13 protein-coding genes and 2 pseudogenes are annotated in these 17,374 nt (G+C 61.5%); 7 read left to right on the top strand and 8 right to left on the bottom strand.

Going from position 1 to position 17,374, the window contains the following annotated elements; all coding sequences use genetic code 11:
• Positions 1–159 precede the first annotated feature (159 nt).
• On the top strand, positions 160–1,422 hold the full coding sequence (locus tag AQZ50_RS12660; protein ID WP_197412482.1) for an IS701 family transposase: 1,263 nt from the start codon (positions 160–162) through the stop codon (positions 1,420–1,422).
• A gap of 237 nt (positions 1,423–1,659) precedes the next feature.
• Here AQZ50_RS12660 and AQZ50_RS12665 read toward each other — a convergent pair whose 3' ends face one another.
• Complete coding sequence (locus AQZ50_RS12665) at positions 1,660–2,877, bottom strand: cytochrome P450 (RefSeq protein ID WP_231730271.1); 1,218 nt, start codon at positions 2,875–2,877, stop codon at positions 1,660–1,662.
• Between the two features lie 221 nt (positions 2,878–3,098).
• Between AQZ50_RS12665 and AQZ50_RS12670 the strand changes: the two genes are divergently transcribed.
• The 5 genes from AQZ50_RS12670 to AQZ50_RS12690 all read left to right on the top strand — a co-directional run bounded on the left by AQZ50_RS12670 (position 3,099) and on the right by AQZ50_RS12690 (position 8,996).
• On the top strand, positions 3,099–4,334 hold the full coding sequence (locus tag AQZ50_RS12670; protein ID WP_067746830.1) for an acyl-CoA dehydrogenase family protein: 1,236 nt from the start codon (positions 3,099–3,101) through the stop codon (positions 4,332–4,334).
• Between the two features lie 38 nt (positions 4,335–4,372).
• On the top strand, positions 4,373–5,752 hold the full coding sequence (locus tag AQZ50_RS12675) for a Rieske 2Fe-2S domain-containing protein (protein ID WP_067746831.1): 1,380 nt from the start codon (positions 4,373–4,375) through the stop codon (positions 5,750–5,752).
• A gap of 34 nt (positions 5,753–5,786) precedes the next feature.
• Positions 5,787–6,353: a 3-phenylpropionate/cinnamic acid dioxygenase subunit beta gene (locus AQZ50_RS12680; protein WP_082703630.1), complete on the top strand. Its 567-nt coding sequence runs from the start codon at positions 5,787–5,789 to the stop codon at positions 6,351–6,353.
• Positions 6,354–6,381: 28 nt separating this feature from the next.
• Positions 6,382–7,602 carry a cytochrome P450 gene (locus tag AQZ50_RS12685; protein WP_067746832.1) on the top strand — a complete coding sequence of 407 codons (1,221 nt, stop codon included), beginning with the start codon at positions 6,382–6,384 and terminating at the stop codon, positions 7,600–7,602.
• A 107-nt stretch (positions 7,603–7,709) separates the two neighbouring features.
• On the top strand, positions 7,710–8,996 hold the full coding sequence (locus tag AQZ50_RS12690) for a cytochrome P450 (protein ID WP_067746833.1): 1,287 nt from the start codon (positions 7,710–7,712) through the stop codon (positions 8,994–8,996).
• A gap of 294 nt (positions 8,997–9,290) precedes the next feature.
• On the opposite strand, the pseudogene AQZ50_RS20975 reads toward AQZ50_RS12690, so the two are convergent.
• Positions 9,291–9,478, bottom strand: a pseudogene (locus tag AQZ50_RS20975) (ParA family protein); the annotation flags it as partial.
• A gap of 50 nt (positions 9,479–9,528) precedes the next feature.
• Complete coding sequence (locus AQZ50_RS12695) at positions 9,529–10,674, bottom strand: DnaA N-terminal domain-containing protein (protein WP_067746834.1); 1,146 nt, start codon at positions 10,672–10,674, stop codon at positions 9,529–9,531.
• Positions 10,675–11,121: 447 nt separating this feature from the next.
• Here AQZ50_RS12695 and AQZ50_RS20105 point away from each other — a divergent pair.
• Positions 11,122–11,468: pseudogene (locus AQZ50_RS20105) on the top strand (IS701 family transposase); the annotation flags it as partial.
• Between the two features lie 107 nt (positions 11,469–11,575).
• Here the strand turns inward: AQZ50_RS20105 and AQZ50_RS12700 are convergent.
• The 5 genes from AQZ50_RS12700 to AQZ50_RS12720 form a co-directional block, all read right to left on the bottom strand.
• Positions 11,576–12,493, bottom strand: a complete 918-nt coding sequence (locus AQZ50_RS12700) for a molybdate ABC transporter substrate-binding protein (RefSeq protein ID WP_197412476.1) — start codon at positions 12,491–12,493, stop codon at positions 11,576–11,578.
• A gap of 52 nt (positions 12,494–12,545) precedes the next feature.
• Entirely contained in the window at positions 12,546–13,334 is a 789-nt protein-coding gene (locus tag AQZ50_RS12705; protein WP_067746836.1) for a thiosulfate dehydrogenase, read from the bottom strand.
• A 15-nt stretch (positions 13,335–13,349) separates the two neighbouring features.
• Positions 13,350–14,357, bottom strand: a complete 1,008-nt coding sequence (locus AQZ50_RS12710; RefSeq protein WP_067746837.1) for a c-type cytochrome — start codon at positions 14,355–14,357, stop codon at positions 13,350–13,352.
• A gap of 184 nt (positions 14,358–14,541) precedes the next feature.
• Positions 14,542–14,976, bottom strand: coding sequence for an OsmC family protein (locus AQZ50_RS12715; protein WP_067746838.1), 435 nt, complete (start codon positions 14,974–14,976; stop codon positions 14,542–14,544).
• A 51-nt stretch (positions 14,977–15,027) separates the two neighbouring features.
• Positions 15,028–17,373, bottom strand: coding sequence for a plasma-membrane proton-efflux P-type ATPase (locus AQZ50_RS12720; RefSeq protein WP_067746839.1), 2,346 nt, complete (start codon positions 17,371–17,373; stop codon positions 15,028–15,030).
• Between the last annotated feature and the right edge of the window lies 1 nt (position 17,374).

Below are 17,374 nucleotides of genomic sequence, written 5' to 3' on the forward strand. Positions count from 1 at the left end.
GCGTGATTGGTGGCAAAGCGATTAGGGCGTAAACTCATAAACCACACCGATGGTGTGGTTTATGAGTTTACGCCCTAACACTACTTTGGCAGAAGCCTGATTTTTAGGATTCCCTAGACGCCAAAAGCGTGATTCATGGGGAGCCAGCTTTGATGGAGGCTGGCGGTGGATGCAGATTGGCAAAGCGATTTGGAGCGCTGGCTTGCTCCCTACCTTGATGCGCTTGGCAACAAGACGCGGCGGCGGATGTGCCCTGCCTATATCGCAGGTTTGATTGGCCCTGGTGATCGCAAGAGTATCCAGCCGATGGCGGCGCGTGTCGACGCAATCAGCTACGACCGATTGCACCATTTCATAGGCGCGGGCTTGTGGGACAGTGCACCGCTGGAATCGACGTTGTGGCAGCAGGCCGACGCTCTCGTGGGCGGGGAGAAGGCATGGCTGATCATCGACGACACGGCTTTGCCGAAGAAGGGCAACGCGTCTGTCGGGGTTGCCCCTCAATACGCGTCTGCCTTGGGGAAAAACGCGAACTGCCAAACGCTTGTATCGGTAACGCTGGCATCGGGCGAAGTACCGCTCATGCTGAGCCTGCGGCTGTTTCTGCCGGAAAGCTGGACGAGCAACGAAGCCCGCATGATCAAGGCGGGCGTACCTGAGCCGTTCCGGCAAGCCAGAACCAAGCTCGAATTGGCTATCGAGGAGATTGACCGGATCGCCGCCGCCGGGGTCCGTTTCGGCTGCGTCCTTGCCGATGCGGGCTATGGTCTGTCGGCCCCGTTTCGTCAGGCCTTGAGCGCTCGCGGGCTTTCCTGGGCGGTCGGCATTCCAAGGCACCAGAAGGTCTATCCGTCTGACGTGCAACTGATCTTTCCTGTCGCCGAGCGCGGACGGCCACGTCTGCGGCATGTGCCCGACGTTAAATCGGTGGCGGCCCATGTCATGCTGGACAGCGCCAAATGGCGTCAGGTCAGTTGGCGCCGGGGAACCAAGGGGCGCTTGGTTGCGCGTTTCGCCGTCATGCGCGTACGGATCGCCGATGGCGCGCCCCAACGCATAGGAAACGCAGGCGCGCAACACATGCCCGGCGAGGAAGTCTGGCTGGTCGGCGAGCATCGCTCGAACGGCGAGCGGAAATACTATCTGTCCAATTTACCCGCCGAAACATCGATCAAGGACGTGGCAAGCGCCATCAAAGCCCGATGGATCTGCGAGCAGGCCCATCAGCAACTCAAGGAAGAACTGGGCCTTGACCACTTCGAAGGCCGATCATGGACAGGCCTTCATCGCCACGCGCTGATGACGATGATCGCTTATGCATTCCTGCAAACTCGCCGCCTCGCTCAAGCGGGGCGGAAAAAAAAGAATCGCAGGACCACCACCTCAACCCAGCCTTCCGGCGATACGCCGGGCCATCATTGACCGCCTGTCGCAACCGCCCCCGGCCTGCTGCCCACACTGTGGGGCAACGCTCCTAACCGCCGAAATTATATTTCTGCCAAAGTAGTGCTAATACCAAGGTGCGGTGATGGCGACTCTTCCCCCCTCTCCTTCAGGGGAGGGGTTTGATAAGTTCTGGTCAATGCACCTTGGTATAAGCCGGCACGGTCAGGTCTTCCGCTTCCATCCGCGCCTTGAGATCGAAACCGGCCGAAGCGATTACCAGACGAGCGGCAGCTTGTCAGGTTGCAGGATACCGCCGGTATGCGTCTTGACGACATAGCCATCCTGAATGCGGAACGGCGGCATGGTCTTGAGGAATTCTTCGAGCGCAATGCGCATCTCGCGCCGCGCCAGATGCATGCCGACGCACAGATGCGGGCCGAACCCAAAGCTGAGATAGCGCGATTTGCGCCCCAGCCTGACGTGATCGGGATCGTCATACGCTTCGGGATCGCGCCCGGCGAGGCAGGTCGGCATGGCGACCTTGTCGCCCGGCTGGAACGTCACCCCGGCAATTGTCACTTCCTTTGAACATGTGCGAAACGTGGTGACGGCAGGATAGGCGCGCATCAGTTCCTCGATCGCATCAAGAATCTGCTCGGGATGTGCGCGCAATTGCGCCTGGTCTTGGGGATGCGTGGCCAGATGGCGGAACTGCCACGCCATGTTGGTCGAAACGGTGTCCATCCCGCCGATGAACAAGTTGAAGGTAAAGCCCACCAGTTCGTCATCGGTCAGCGGGCGGCCATCGACTTGTGCCATCACGCCATAACTGATCAGATCCTCGCGCGGATTGGCTTTCCGGTCGGCGATCTGTTCGCGCAGATAGGTCACTACATTGCGTGTGGCCGCCGCAATCGTGGGCAGGTCGTTGGTGTGGAGCAGGTCCATTTCCCAGGCGAGGAACAGTGCGACCATGTCTTGCGGCAGGCCCATCAGTTCGAGGAATACCTTGATCGGGAATTCGAACGCGAAATCGTGGACGAATTCGCATGACCCTTTGGCCAGGATCGCCTGACAATATTCCTGCGCGTACTGGCGGATCTTGCCGTCCAGCTTGTTGATTTCCTTGGGTGTAAACAATGGGTTGATGAATTTGCGATAAAGGCCGTGCATCGGCGGATCGGTTTCGACCGGAAGCGAACTCCAGCTTTCCCCCACCAGCAGCGCAAACGGCGCAAAATCCTTGTTCGAGAAATGCTCGGTGTCGGAATAGATTTTTTCCAGATCCGCCACACGGCGAACGATCCAGGCCGGCGTACCGCCCGGATAGGCATCGAGCGAATAGAACACCGGCGGCATTGTCCGGTGCACATGCGGGATCACCGTATCGAACGGGTTTTCATCGACCAGCCCGCCCATCTTGATCGGATAATCGAGCACCAGTTCCTTGGGAACGTGCGCCGGGGCCTCGGTGACTTGCATGCCCAGCATTGAAACTCTCCGCACATGATTGTTGTTCTGCGCAAGGCGCTAACACCGGACGCAAGGCCCGCACCCTGCTGAACGATAGGGTGGGCAATTTAATTCGACAAATTGTCGAGTTTGATCTGGATCAAATCCCCTGCCCGCAAAATCTGCTTATTTATACACATAAGACATAATTTGTATAAACGGTTGATTCGAAAAACGCTGCCCGGGAAGGATCACACATCATGGCTACGCTGCTCAAATCGGCCGCTACGACCGATTTTACCGGTTACAATCTCGAAGCGGAGCGACAGATGGTCGGTCGCGCGCAGGAATTGCAACCGCTGCTGCGCCAACATGCCGCCTATGGCGATGAGCATGGCACGCTCCATCCCGATGTGTTTGCCGCGCTGACCGATGCCGGTTTCTGGGCAATGGCCGCGCCGCGCCGCTGGGGCGGGCTTGGCACCAGCGCGCGGGCGATGTCGCTGGTCGGCTATGAACTGGCCAAGGCCGACCCATCGGTCGGCTGGGTCTATACCGTGCTGCACGGCACCACATGGGTTGCCAGCCTCGGCCCCGATGCATTGCAGGAAGCCATCTTTGGCGATGGCGCCGACCATCCGGTGATCTGCGGGATCGCCAACCCGCCCGGGTCGCTGGTCGAGGTCGATGGCGGCTATGTGCTCAATGGCCGCTGGCCTTATGCCTCGGGCTCGGCCCATGCCAGCTGGGCGCAGCTCGGCGTGGTCACCACTGCCAAGGACGGCAGTCACGGCGGCGGCTTTGCTTATGTGCGCCGCGACCAATATACCATCGACAGAACCTGGCACATGATGGGGATGAAGGGCACCGGGTCCGACACGATTGTCGTCAAGGACGCGTTCATTCCCGCCGCACAGTTCTACAATGTGGCAAAGCTGGGCATCGGCGGGCACGAACCCGGCAAGCGCCATGTCGGCGAACCCTCGGATTTCTGGCCGTTCATGCCGTTTCTGCGCGCCACGGCTCATGCCGTGGTGGCAGGCGCCGCAGCCGCGATCAAGGAACGCGTGATGGAGGCCTCGCACAAGCGGCCGATCCTCTACACCTCGTACACCCGCCAGGCGGACGCAGTCATGATGCAGGGCGAACTGGGCAAGGCCGCCGCGCGGATCTCTGCCGCCGAGGCTCTGACGTTCAAGAATTGCGATCTGATCGATGCGGCGGGCCTTGCGCATCAACGCCTGACCCCCGAACAGCGCGCGCTGAGCAAAGGCGAAGGCTCGCTGGCGGTGGAACTGCTCAACGAAGCGATCGAGCAGCTGATGTTTCTGGCCGGATCGAGCGCCTATGCCGACGCCAACCCGATCCAGCGGTTCTATCGCGATGCCTCGTTCGCCATGCGCCACGTCGCGAACCTGCCATACGTCGGATACGAAATTCTCGGCAAATCCCTGCTCGGGGTCGAGCCCAACATCGCCCTGCCCGATTTCATCTGATCCCCGCAATCAGAACCATCGCTGAGAGGAGCAAGACCATGCGTCTGCAAGCACGCCAGGACTATCTGAAAGAAGCCATGTCGCAGTTCATCGACCTTGAAAACCGGGAGGTTTCGGTCGCCGCGCTGCACGATCAGGAGCTTTATGAGCTGGAGCTGGAGCGGATTTTCGCCAAAGCCTGGCTGATGATCGGCCACGAGACCGAAATCCCCGATGTCGGCGATTATGTCGTGCGTCTGATGGGCGAGGATCAGGTGATCGTCGCGCGCGCGGCCGACGGGCAAGTGCATGTCTCGCTCAATGTCTGCCCACACCGCGCGATGCATGTCTGTCTGGCCGACAGCGGCAATGCGCGCGTGCACAAATGCATCTATCACGGCTGGGCGTTCCGTCCCGACGGCAGCTTTATCGGCGCGCCGATCGAAAAGGAGCAGATGCACGGCAACATCAGGACCAAGGCACAGCTGGGGCTGAAAAAGGCCCGCGTGCAGCTTTACGGCGGGCTCGTATTCGCCACCTGGAACCATGACGGCCCCAGCCTCGACGAATGGTTCGGCGACATGAAGTTCTATTACGACATGCTGTTCTGCCGCACCGACAAGGGGCTGGAAGTGCTCGGCCCGCCGCAGCGGCTGACAATCGACGCCAACTGGAAAACGGCGGGCGAACAATCCGCCTGCGACGGATTTCACACGCTGACGCTGCATGGATCGGTGATCGACATCGGCGCAATGGGCGGCGAAGCCAACACCGAGCACGAAAGCGCCCCGGCGATGTACGGCATCAACTTGTCCGGCAACGGCCATTCATTGCGCTGCATCGCTGCCGACACCAGCTGGGCGCTGGCCCATGGCAAGGGCGATCTGACCCCCGACCAGCGGCTGGAGGCGTTTCCACCGCCGGGCATCACGCCCGAACTGCTGCCCGAAGTGCGCCGCAACATGAGCGCGGAACAGCTTCACGTGCTGGCCAAGGCGCCGCCGGTGGTGGGCGGGATGTTCCCCAACATGAATATCCTGTTCATCTACAGCCCGCTGCGCGACGGCACACTCGGGGCCGCGCTGGTGCTCCATTCGATCATGCCCAAGGGGCCGAACCATTTCGAATGGACGACGTATTATTTCGCCGAAAAAGGCACCCCCGAACACATCAAGGTGATGATGCGCGCAGCCGCTACCCACGGCACCGGCACTTCGGGCATCATCGAACAGGATGACAGCGACACCTGGCCGCATATGACCGAATCCGCCAAGGGCGTGATCGGCCGCACCGAGACATTGAAATATCAAGCAATCCTGGGCGAGAATCGTCCCGCCGACTGGCCCGACAAAGCCAAGGTCTATGAAGGGTTCGGCAAGGACGATGCCCAGTGGGAATGGTGGCTGGCCTATCACAAGCTGATGACCGCCAACGCCTGATTGGTTTCAACCGCATCTATGAAAGGGGCGCGACATGTCTGTCACCATCGCCACCGTCAATTACACCCGTGAAGATCAGCGCCGCGACCAAGTGCCCTATGGCTCGCCGGTCTACAATTCGATCATGGGCTTTCTGATCCACGAAGCACGCCTGCTCGATCACCGCGATATCAAGGCCTGGGGCGAATTGCTGGCCGAAGACCTGGAATACAAGGCGCCGGTGCGCATCACCCGCCGCGTGCAGCAGTTCGATCAGGAATTTGGCACGATGGGCCATTTCGACGACGACTACAACTCGATGCAGGTCCGCATCACCCGGCTGATCACCACCACCAATGCCTGGTCCGAAGACCCCGCCAGCCGGGTGCGCCGGTTTGTTTCCAACGCGACGGTGTGGGAAACCGACGTGCCCGACGAATACGAAGTATCAAGCTATCTCCTGCTCACGCGCAACCGGGCCGAGGCCGACAATTACAAGCAATTGAGCGCAGAGCGGAATGACCGTCTGCGCATGACCAAGAGCGGTTTCAAGCTGGCGCGCCGGTCGATCCTGCTCGATCAGGTCGTGCTCGGCATGCCGAACTTCGCCATTTTTCTCTGAAAACAAAAATTTGCGAGAGGATGTTCCGATGTCTTTGGAACTCGTGATCGACCGATCAATTCCCGCCCATGTTCCCGAGGATCTGATCAGGGACTGGCCGTTCCAGTTCGGCACCACGTACAAGGGCAATCCCTATACCGACCTGGTCGACCCGGTGCATGCCGACTATCCGGATGTGTTCTTTACGCGCGACGCCTATCCGGGCGGACAGCCGGCCTGGGTGGTGCGCCGTTTCGACGACATATCGGCGATCTACAAGGACAACGTGAACTTCCTCAACATGGGCTTTGCGCCGTTTGCCATGCTGAGCGGCGAAACGTGGCACCTCGTGCCGGCGGAAATGGACCCGCCGAGCCACGGCCGCTATCGCGCGATGATTTTTCCGCTGTTCACGCCAAAGGCGGTGCGCTCGCTCGAAGACAAAGTGGCGGCTTATGCCAATCACTACATCAACCAGTTCAGGAACCGCGGCCATTGCGAGTTCATGCGCGAATTCGCGTTCGAGTTTCCGATCAAGGTGATCCTCGACCTGATCGGCCTGCCGCAGGACATGACGGCGCAATTCATGGCTTGGGAAACCGACCTGCTTCACGGCCACGATCTCGAAACCATTGCGGCCGCGACAAAAAGCGTGGTTGCCTACTTGCGCGCAGAGATCGAAGACCGCAAGCGCGCGCCGCGCGAAGACCTGCTGACATTCGGCGTCAACGCCGAAGTCGATGGCGTGAAGATGAGCGATGACGAAGTGCTCGGCTTTGCCTTCAACTTGTTCATCGGCGGTCTGGACACAGTTTCCACCAATCTCGGCCTGCAATTCTGGCACCTTGCCACGCATCCGGAAGATCAGGCCCGGCTGCGCGCCAATCCCGACCTGGTGCCCGATGCAATCGAGGAAATGCTGCGCGCCTATGCTGCGGTATCGACCTTTCGCACCGTGGCCCATCCGGTGGAGATCAAGGGCGCAACGATGATGCCCGGCGACAAGGTGATCATGTCCACCACTCTGGCCGGGCGCGATCCGGCAGCGTGGGACCACCCGACGCAAGTCCGCCTCGATCGCAAGCCGCACCATATCAGCTTTGCCATCGGGCCGCACTTGTGCCTTGGCCTGCATCTGGCGCGTCGCGAACTGACATTTGCGATCAATGCATTCTTGCGGGAAATCCCGCAGTTCCGCCTGGCCCCGGGTACCGAGGTGGAATTCCACCTTGGCATGATCCAGCCGCTGGCATTGCCGCTCGTCTGGTGAACGGGCGGCTTTACGCCCGTAAAACGATCATACCTTCAGACAGGTGCGCAAGTCGCATAGGCTGTCACCAACAACAAGATTGACGTCCACATGCCGGGAGCCGATGCATGAGCACAAAGACCCTTGACCCGCTTGACCAGATGGTTGCCGACTATTCGCTGGTCACCAACGGCTATTCGGGCAATGCTCCCGCCAATCCCTATCCGCTGCTGGCCGAAATGCGCAGCAAGTGCCCGGTGATGCAGGGCGATCTGCTGAAACAGCATCAGATCCCCAGCATGGCCGACTACATGATGACCGGGCGTCCGACGCTCACCTTGTACCGCTATGACGATATCCATGCGGTTCTGATGAACCCGAAGGACTGGCTCAGCTATATCGTCGGCGACGGGTTTGGCGCGGCAGTGGACAACATGCTGCTGACCGCGATGGACGGGGAAGCGCACGACAAGTTCCGCAAGACGCTGCAAAAGCCGTTCATGCGCAGCGAAGTGCGCAAACTGGTCGACACGCTGATCCGCCCGGTGGTGGTCAAGGAATTCGTCGAGAAATTGCGCCCCAACGGCAAGGCCGACCTGGTGCGCGAACTGGCGCTGCCTTTCCCTATCCGCGCGATCTATGCCTATTTCGGCTTTCCGCATGACAAGGACCTGCTATCCAATCTGGCCAGTTGGGCGATCCAGGTCGTCGCCGCGCCGCAAAGCGATCCGGCGCTGGCCGCGATCACCGTGCCGCAGTCGATGGTTGCCGGACAGTCGATGTACGACACCGTATTGCCGATTGTGCAGGCCTATCGCCGGCGCGGCGAATTTCGCGCGGATATTCTGGGCCACATGATGCAAGTGGAACACGACGGCCAGCGCTTTACCGACGAGGAAATCACGCTGTTCCTGCGCATGCTGCTGCTGGCAGCGGGCGAAACCACCACCCGCAGTTTTGCCAACATGATGGTGCAATTGCTTGAAAATCCCGATGTTCTCGACGAAGTTCGCGCCGACCGCAGCTTGATCCCCAAGGCCGTCACCGAAACCATGCGCCGCGATCCCACCGCTGGCGCAGTCGCGCGCGTAGCGGCGCGCGACCTCGAAATCGGCGGCGTGGCAGTACCCAAAGGAACAGCCGTGCTGCTGTCGATCGCCTCCGCCAACCGCGACCCTGCAGCTTATGAAGACCCTGATCGCCTGTGGCTGAAACGCCCGATGCGCCCCCTGCTCAGCTTTGGCTTTGGGCCGCACATGTGCATGGGCATGCACATGGCGCTGGCCGAAATGGAAGTCGCGCTTGATGCGGTGCTCGACCTGCCGAACTTGCGCTTTGACCCCGCCTACCCGCACCCTGAAATTCGCGGGCTGAACATGCGCGGCCCCGATGCGCTGCACGTAGTGTGGGGCTGAAACCGGCAAAGACCGGCGATCTGCCATTCGCTGGCTGAAACAGGCTGGTGGCGGAGTATCGCGCAAGCCCACAACTTCGCTGCCGCACGATGCCGGCAGCGCCTGGATCGTCACGCCATCGGGGCGCCACGTGCCCTTCGGCCATGGCCGCGCCATACCGCCGCGATTGGTTAGTGCCTCGTTCTCGCCAAAGCCAAAGATGCGATGCACACGTGCGATGCTTGCGATCCCGCGCGAGGGCCTCAGGCTTCGCTCGCGCGCTATGGCCCCGCACAATGTCAGATCCGAGCGGGAAAGTGGGATCAGGCTGACGGTCGTCCGGATTGCCGCAAGGTCAAACGCACTCGGGCAGCATGGGATCAGGACCAGGTCGGCGATCTCGACCGCACGGATCGCAGCGCTGTCGCTATCGGTGGTGTATCGACGATCACGGCTATCTGGCCCGCCACCTCGTCAGCAGCCGCCAGGTTCACTGTGAGCATGGTTTTACGCGAACTACCCTTCTGGCTCACAATCGCGATGGTTGGCGTGTTCAATCCTTCACATGTTCACGTGTGTGGTCATCAGCACTTGCAGGAATATGTGCGTTGACGTTATGCGCGGGCACGGCCACCCTGCGGGTTTGTGCCGGCTGCAAGACACCACAATTCCGCTTTTGCGGCCACGACGCTTCGGCTTCGACACAGACCCAACTGACGGCCGGGTCGAGCCGCTGTGCAGCAGCCAGGATGACCTTGCCGAAGTTGGTTTCGACCCAGTTGCGCATGAATTCCGAACGAACGGCCACCTTCAGCCGCGCCCCGTCGAACTGATAGGCCGCCGGGGAGAGGTAGTTTGTCCAGTGCCCATCGGAGACTGCGGCCCGCAATACTTTGCGCAGCTGCGCTGACTGGTCCGTCTCCAGCGACAGAGCCTTGACCGGGGAGTGATCCTGCAAGGCGCGGCATCCCTGCCCGGAAGATGGCAGGCTGGCACAGAACCGCATGCCGGCCTTCCCTGCGCGCATCACCGAGGGATGCAGCAACGGGATGCGCGCTGACCACTGCGCATCCCAGTTCGCCCGACGATCCCCCCTGCCCAGCCAATGCTGGTGGAACGCCTCGGCTTCGGCTTCATAGGCGCCATGGGGCCACTGCTCGGCAAGCTCCCAAGCCGTTGACGGTAATTGATCGATGGCGGGCGCTGACCAGTCTTCCGCAATCGGCTTGCGCTGCACATCAAGCCGCGGGGGGCTTTGGGGGGAATCTATAAGGTTTAATTCTAGTTCTCTATAAGGGGTGACTGGGTGGTCACCCCCGCCCCCGCCCATTGGACACCCCGGGGGTGACTGTGTGTCGCCGATTGACTCGACAATTCGGGAGGGGGGTGACTGTTGGTCACCCGGGTAGATGAAGCCGACCAATTCGAAGCAATTGGCCTGCTGGCCGCCATCACGCCGCAATCGGGCAACGCGCCGGATCAGCCCGCGCCCGCCTTCGGCCTTTGGCGCTTCCAGCAGTCGCAGCGCGCGCTGCACGGAGCGCTCCGATATTTCGACGACACGGGCGATGTCAGTGACCCGCCGGAATTCGCAGATCCCGTCGGCACGGGCCCAGTTGGCGAGTTCGATCAGCACCGCCTTGGCGTAGGGGCAACCGCAGACTTGCTGCTTGGCCCATCCCATGGTTTCGACGCTCATCAGATTGCTCCGGCGCAAGGTCCATGGCCATTGCGCGAACGGGTCGAGTTCGTACTGTGGAACCCAGTTTCAGCGCAGTAAAATTGGGCTTGGGGCCACCGAATTTTTCGGTCAGATAAGGGGCGTACTTGCCCCGACTGCATTCCGCAGTTTTCCTCTAACCCATTGATATCCGCCTGTGGGAAAACACCGCATTCCGCACTGAAACCCGCAGACATCCGCAATTCGCAACTGTTTTTGGTACCGGCATCCGCAGGTTCGAATCCTGCCGCCCCAGCCAATTGCTTTAAAAGCATAAAATGCCCTTTGAAAATAGTTATCCACAGCGTTCCGCAGTTCATTCTGCACTTCAGGGTGCGGTTCGTTCCGAATGGGCCTGTCGCGACTCCGGTTTGGCGACCGCAGAATTGCTCTGAACAGCAGTTCAGCGCCTGGTATCGATCTACAACAACCGGGGAACAGAAATACTATCTGTCAAACCTGCCCGTCGACGCCACTCTCAAGATGCTTGCCGCGGCCATCAAGGCAAGGTGGATCTGCGAACAGGCACATCAGCAACTCAAGGAAGAGCTTGGGCTTGATCACTTCGAAGGCAGGTCATGGACCGGACTGCACCGACATTGTCTGATGGCGATGATCGCCTTCGCTTTTCTCCAATCCCGCCGCCTCAAAGCAGCGGGACGGAAAAAAAGAGTCGGGGGACCACCGCCTCAGCCGACGATGCCAGCCCTCCGACAAGCCATTCTCGACCTCTTCATCCGACCACCACCCCGCCGATGCCCCCACTGCGATAAACTCTTCGCCAAGCCCGCATCAAATAATCTGCCAAAGTGGTGCTAGGTGGATTGTTTTTGACATTTGCATCCCGCCATCCGGATAGCACGGTCGCAAATGGCCCCGGCTATGGCGCCGCCGAGATGGCCGCCGCGACGGGCTTGAAGCCATAGCGCGCGAAAATGGCCATGGCTTGCGGCGAACGGATGAAGGTCAGCCATGCCTGCGCCGCCTCGGGATGCGGCGCCCCGGCAATCATCGCACCGCCGTAAGTCTCGGTCACATTTCCGGCCGAGGGGATATCGACATGGGCGATCGGATTGCCGACCTGTTCCTGGAACAGCGCTTCCGATTGCCAGGTGACCCCGGCATCGGCCACCCCCTGCATCAGGAACAGCGGCGTCTGCCGGTGATGGATGTGTGTCAGCATGGCGCTGCCATCGGCGACCTTGGCGTCATAAACCGTCTTGGCCAGCGCTTCTCCGCCAGCCTTGACCAGCGCTTCCCGGATCTGGCGGGCAATGCCTTCAAACGCCGGGTTCGGCATGGCGAGCCGCACATCGCTGCGCGCCAGATCGGCCAGCGACGCGATGCCCTTGGGATTGCCCTTGCGCACCATGATGGTCAGCGTGTTGGTGACATAAGGGATCGCGGGGCCGGTGAGCAGATGCTCGTCGATCAGTCGGTTCACCGCGCCGAGCCCGGCAAAATAGACATCGCCCCGCGCCGTCCAGGTCATGTTGCCGCTGGTGATCCGGCCGCCGGCCTTGATCTGTTCGACCAGCAGGCCGGGCGGGATCGTTTCCCAATAAAGCCTGCCCTTGTAGGCGGGGTTGGCCTCTTCGAATGCCTTGACCAGTGGCGCCATCACAAAGAAGTAATTGCCGCCGACATAGAGCACGAGCCGGGGATCGGTCAGATCCCCGTGAAAATCGGCCAGCACGTCGATCTGCGGGACGGTGAATTCGACTCCTCTGTTCACCGCGTCATTGTTGGTGCCGTGCTGCCACGGCGGGGCAAACTGGTCCCCCTGGGCCTGGGCCATGGCTGGACCATGGCCCACCATCAGGCACGCAGCGCCAAGGAGCGAGAGCATCTTAGCGTGCATAAGCGAACCCCGCGCGTTGCAGTTCGGGCAGAGTGGCGACCGCACCGGGCATCAGCACGACATCGGGCACGAGATGATTGGTCAGATCCGCCGCCAGCGCATCGACCGACAGCTTGTCGGGATTAGTGCCCGCCGCCGCCAGCTTTGCCGCCAGTTCCCACAGCGAATTGTGGCACGACAGGAACACCGCGCCGCGTTGCTGCAGTGCCGGGATCGACGTATTCTCGCCCGAGTAGACGCCATGCGGATTCTGGATGTCGCGTGGATCGGCGCTGGCGGCCAGACGCGGCAGAATCAGGTTGTTGCGGTCGAATCCCTTGGGCGCGATCTGGGCCAGCGCGTATTTGTCCCAGACCGACTGGTCGAGCAGTGCCAGATTGGCGCTGCCATGGGTCGCGGAAACCACCAAAAAATCGTGATGACCAAAGGCATAGACCTGGGCGTTGAGCGCATTGCGCATGGCGTTGAGCCATGGCCCGGCCAGATCGCTGACATCCCACGCCTGTTTGACCGCGCCGGCATAAGCCAGGACATCGTCCAGCGCTTCGTGATCCCACAGGTCGGGATGATCGAGGATCATCGGCACCGTCTTGAAATCGCGGCGACGGGGCGCATGGGCAAGGCGGCGAGAAAGATCATCGAGCGAGGCGGCCCCCGGCCCCGGTTTGGCAGGGGATGGATGGGCTGCGCGGGCCGGGGTTGCCCCCAATGCCGCAGCGGATGCCCCGGCGGCCATCGCCATGGTCTGGATTACACGTCTGCGATCAGTGGCACTCATGACGTCCTCCTTGAATTAGTGTCGGGCGACCAGCGCATCGATGGCAGCGCGTATCGGCGCATAAGGCCCGAATTTGTGCTGGCTGGCGGGAAAACCGTCGGCATAAGGACCATAGGCCGCATCCACCGGCTTTTCCCGGCGGTTGGGGAAATCACGATCCAGGTCGGCCTTGTGCGGGCGTGGCTGCGCTTCGATATAGGCCGCCACATCCCAGGCGTCGGTCACCGACAGCGCCGGATCGGTCCATGTCGTGCCGTTGGGCATGTTGTTGTGGATGAAATTCGCCGCGTTGGTCAGGCGCGCCATTCCCGCGCCGTCGTTGAAGCTGTTTGGCCCCCACAGCGGCGGGATGACATAGCCCGGTTCGCCTGCGCCCGCACTTTGCCCTTCACCATGTTCGCCATGGCAGGCCGCGCATTGACCGGCAAAGACCTGCTGCCCGCGTATGGGATCGGCCGCGCGCGCCAGTTCGGGCATATGCCCCGGGCCGCGTCCTTCGGTCATCACGCCGACCGGCCGTCCTGTGGACAGGAATTTGAGATAGGCGACGATCGCGGTCATTTCCGCGCCACCTTCGGGCAGAGGCTTGCCGTTGAGGCTGCGCGTCATGCAGCCGTTGACCCGCTCCTCGATCGTGCCCACTTTGCCCGAACGGGGCCGGTAACTGGGATAGGCGGCAAAGGCGCCAACCAGCGGCAAGCCGAATTTCTTCCTTCCCCCGTCAACATGGCAGCTTTGGCAGTCAAGCCCGCTGCCGGCGTAGCGTCGGGCCGGATCGGGCGCGCCCGGGCCAATCAACGCGGCGGTCTTCATGACAAGATCCTGCCCCTTGCGCACCGTGCGGCCCCATTCATCATCCGGCAGGCTGGCGATATCGGGCACAGCCCATGGCGCAGGTTCGACCACTGTCGATGAAGGCGTCGCGGCGGCGGCCTTGCCGTCCTGTACCATGTGCATGGCACCCCCTCCGGCCACGAGCGCAACAAGCCCGAGCCCCAGATGAAAAGCCTTCAAGGCGGACATTCGGCATTCTCCCGCGTGGTCCTGTCAGCGAGGCCATCCCCCTTTGGATGGCCCGGATCGATGGCACAGCGACTAAGGCACCCAAGATCATCATTCCAACGGATTATTCATATCATATTTATCGCAACATCAGATCGATTGTGCGCATCGGTGGCAAGATCGTCCATAAAATCACCCCCAGCGGCTACGTCGCCGCGCCGGCAGACAACGGCGCCAAGGACGAGGCAATGCGCGATCCGCGTTGCAGCGTCTGGCTCACCGGGCAACGATCCGCGACGTCCAAAAGCCGCTGGCGATCCGCATCGCTCAGATCGCCCTCAAGAGTGATAATCCGTTCGAACGCATCATTGGATGCATTGCCCTCGGCAGCACGGGCGACATGACGCAAATGAACGCTGACTTTGGTGAGGGCCATGTGCTTGCGCTCGGCATACATGCGCAAAGTCATCGCCGTGCAGGCGCCAAGACCCGACAGCAGCAGTTCATAAGGATCAGGGCCAGTATCGCACCCGCCCAATGGCTCCGGCTCGTCCGCGCCCAAAACATGATGGCCGGCGGTTATGAACTGGCCAAACCGCCCCGCACCGCTTTCGACAACCGTGACTTCCCGTTTACCCATCGCACAACTCCCTTGCCCGAAATTCCGCGCCGGCGGCCGATCGCGCCGCGCTCAGGCGACCAGATCCATGCCGCGAAAGATGAGAACCTTGATCTGGTCCAGCAGGAATAGCCAGACCCCGACCAGAGCAAGCAGCGCGATCAGCAGTACCGGCGTGATGGCCGCCATAAACATGCCCTGCGTGGCCATGAATGCCACCAGCAACAGATCCAGCACCGAGGCGGCGATCAACCAACGGCTGGGTCGCGAGCGCCAGAAATGCCCGCGTTCGCGCACCAGATAGACATTACCCTGCCCCGTGGCGACGAGCATCACGAACACCAGCGTCTGCAACTGGGGAAGCGGCAGACCAAGAATGGTGCGGCCATAAAAGAATACCGCGAACGACAGTATCAACACCAGCCCCGCGAGCATGCCCCCCGTCAGCATCAGCATCCGCACATCCCAACGATCAGGCCGGGCCGAATAGCCGACATTGTCGGTGGCGATCGCCATCGTGGCAAAATCGTTGGTGAACAGCAGCAGCACGATCAACAGCGGCGTGATGACGAACTGGTGCGTAAGGATCACCCCCAAGGACAGAAAAACCGCGATCTCCAGCGTCTTCATGATCTTGTTGATCGTGTATGTCAGCATCCGTTGATAGATCTGCCGACTGGTGCGCACTGCGGTCAGCGCATCGACCAGGCCCGGCTGGGTCAGTACAACGCCGGCCGCCGCGCGGGCGACGTCGGTCGCGCTGGCCACTGCAATACCAACATCTGCCTGACGCAAGGCCGGCGCATCGTTCACGCCATCGCCAGTCATGCCCACCACATGGCCGGCCTGTTGCAGCAGCCGAACCAGGCGGATCTTGTGTTCGGGAAAGACACGCGCATAGACACCGAAATCGAGCGCCTGCGCGCCGTCCATCTGCTCCAGCATGGCCGCGCCAGCATCCGGCCCGGCTATGCCCACACGCGCGGCGACCGAGCGCGCGGTGGCGGCATTGTCACCAGTGACCATGATGACCCGCACGCCCAGCGCCTGAAGCCCGGCGACAAGCTGCGCGGAATCACTGCGCGGTGGATCTTCCAGCGCAATCAGCCCTGCTAGGGTAAGGCTGCCGCGATCGGGCCCCGAGGCCACGGCCAGCACCCGGTTGCCGCCAGCGGCCATTTCCTCGCTCAGCGCCGAGATGTCAGGAGCCTGTGCAATCAGGCCGCAAATGGCGGTTGGCGCACCCTTGGCCACCCACAGTTCGTTCGCCCCGGCTCGGTAATGCCCCATGGAATAGCGTGTGGCTGGGTCAAACGGTTCAAAACCAAGCTTATCGATGACCTTGTGCGTAGCCATTTCGGCACGCGTGCCATCCAGAATGGCGATGTCAATGGGATCTTGCGTGGCAGGATCGCTGGCCAGCGCCGCCAGCCACAGCAATTCGCTGCCGGTGATCGCCGCGATTGGGCGAGCTTTGGCCAGAGTCAGCCGATTCTGCGTCAACGTACCGGTCTTGTCGGTGCACAGCACGTCCATGCCGGCCGCCTCTTCAATCGCAGTCAGCCGCGAAAGCAAAACGCCAGATCGCGCCAGTTCTGCCGCGCCAAGTGCAGTGGCCAGCGTAAACGTCGCCGGCAAGGCGACCGGCACCGAGGCCACCAGCAGAATCAGCGCAAAGGGCAACACTTCGGTCAATGGCAGGTGGGTCCAGAGCGACCAACCGAGCAGCACTGCGATCAGCGCCGCGTCGATCGCCATCAGCACCCGCACAATCCGCAGGACCGTTGTCTGGAGGTGGCTGGTTGGATGCGCATCGCGGACCAGTTCTGCGGTCTTGCCAAAATAGGATCGCGCGCCGGTGGCCGTGACTTCGCCGGTGGCTTCGCCCCGGCGCACGATCGCTGCGGCATAGGCGTTGGCGCCCGGCCCAACCTCAATGCCGGCAGCTTCACCTGTAAGCGCCGACTGATCGAGCAGCACAGAGCCCTCGGCAATTCGGATATCCGCCGGCGCCAGATCGCCCATACGCAGATGCACCACATCGCCCGGCACCAGTTGATCGGCATCGATGACCCGCCATGCACCATCGCGCAGCACGCGCGCCCTGGCCGAAAGACGCTGGCGCAAGAGATCCAGCGCGCGGCTGGCCCGCCCCTCCTCGATGAAGGAAATCCCGGCGTTGACCACCAACAGGCCGGCAATCACGCCCGCTTCCAGATGCTTGCCCAGCGCCAATTGCAGGGCAATCGTCGCTTCCAGCATCCATGGTATCGGCCCCCAAACCTTGCGCAAAAGCTGGAAAACCGCATGCTCACCGGGTTCAGGGATAGTATTGGGGCCAAACTGCGCCAGCCTCCGGCGCGCTTCGGTTGCGGTCAGTCCCGCGATTCCCAAGCCCTTCGGGTCAGCAGTATGCATT

The sequence above is a fragment of the Novosphingobium sp. Fuku2-ISO-50 genome (assembly GCF_001519055.1).
Classification (GTDB): Bacteria; Pseudomonadota; Alphaproteobacteria; order Sphingomonadales; family Sphingomonadaceae; genus Novosphingobium.

Bases quoted from the DNA above. Each gene is read 5' to 3' on its own strand.
- AQZ50_RS12665 (WP_231730271.1), bottom strand. From the start codon at position 2,877: ATGCTGGGCATGCAAGTCACCGAGGCCCCGGCGCACGTTCCCAAGGAA.
- AQZ50_RS12670 (WP_067746830.1), top strand. From the start codon at position 3,099: ATGGCTACGCTGCTCAAATCGGCCGCTACGACCGATTTTACCGGTTAC.
- AQZ50_RS12675 (WP_067746831.1), top strand. From the start codon at position 4,373: ATGCGTCTGCAAGCACGCCAGGACTATCTGAAAGAAGCCATGTCGCAG.
- AQZ50_RS12680 (WP_082703630.1), top strand. From the start codon at position 5,787: ATGTCTGTCACCATCGCCACCGTCAATTACACCCGTGAAGATCAGCGC.
- AQZ50_RS12685 (WP_067746832.1), top strand. From the start codon at position 6,382: ATGTCTTTGGAACTCGTGATCGACCGATCAATTCCCGCCCATGTTCCC.
- AQZ50_RS12690 (WP_067746833.1), top strand. From the start codon at position 7,710: ATGAGCACAAAGACCCTTGACCCGCTTGACCAGATGGTTGCCGACTAT.
- AQZ50_RS12695 (WP_067746834.1), bottom strand. From the start codon at position 10,674: ATGAGCGTCGAAACCATGGGATGGGCCAAGCAGCAAGTCTGCGGTTGC.
- AQZ50_RS12700 (WP_197412476.1), bottom strand. From the start codon at position 12,493: ATGGCCCAGGCCCAGGGGGACCAGTTTGCCCCGCCGTGGCAGCACGGC.
- AQZ50_RS12705 (WP_067746836.1), bottom strand. From the start codon at position 13,334: ATGAGTGCCACTGATCGCAGACGTGTAATCCAGACCATGGCGATGGCC.
- AQZ50_RS12710 (WP_067746837.1), bottom strand. From the start codon at position 14,357: ATGTCCGCCTTGAAGGCTTTTCATCTGGGGCTCGGGCTTGTTGCGCTC.
- AQZ50_RS12715 (WP_067746838.1), bottom strand. From the start codon at position 14,976: ATGGGTAAACGGGAAGTCACGGTTGTCGAAAGCGGTGCGGGGCGGTTT.
- AQZ50_RS12720 (WP_067746839.1), bottom strand. From the start codon at position 17,373: ATGCATACTGCTGACCCGAAGGGCTTGGGAATCGCGGGACTGACCGCA.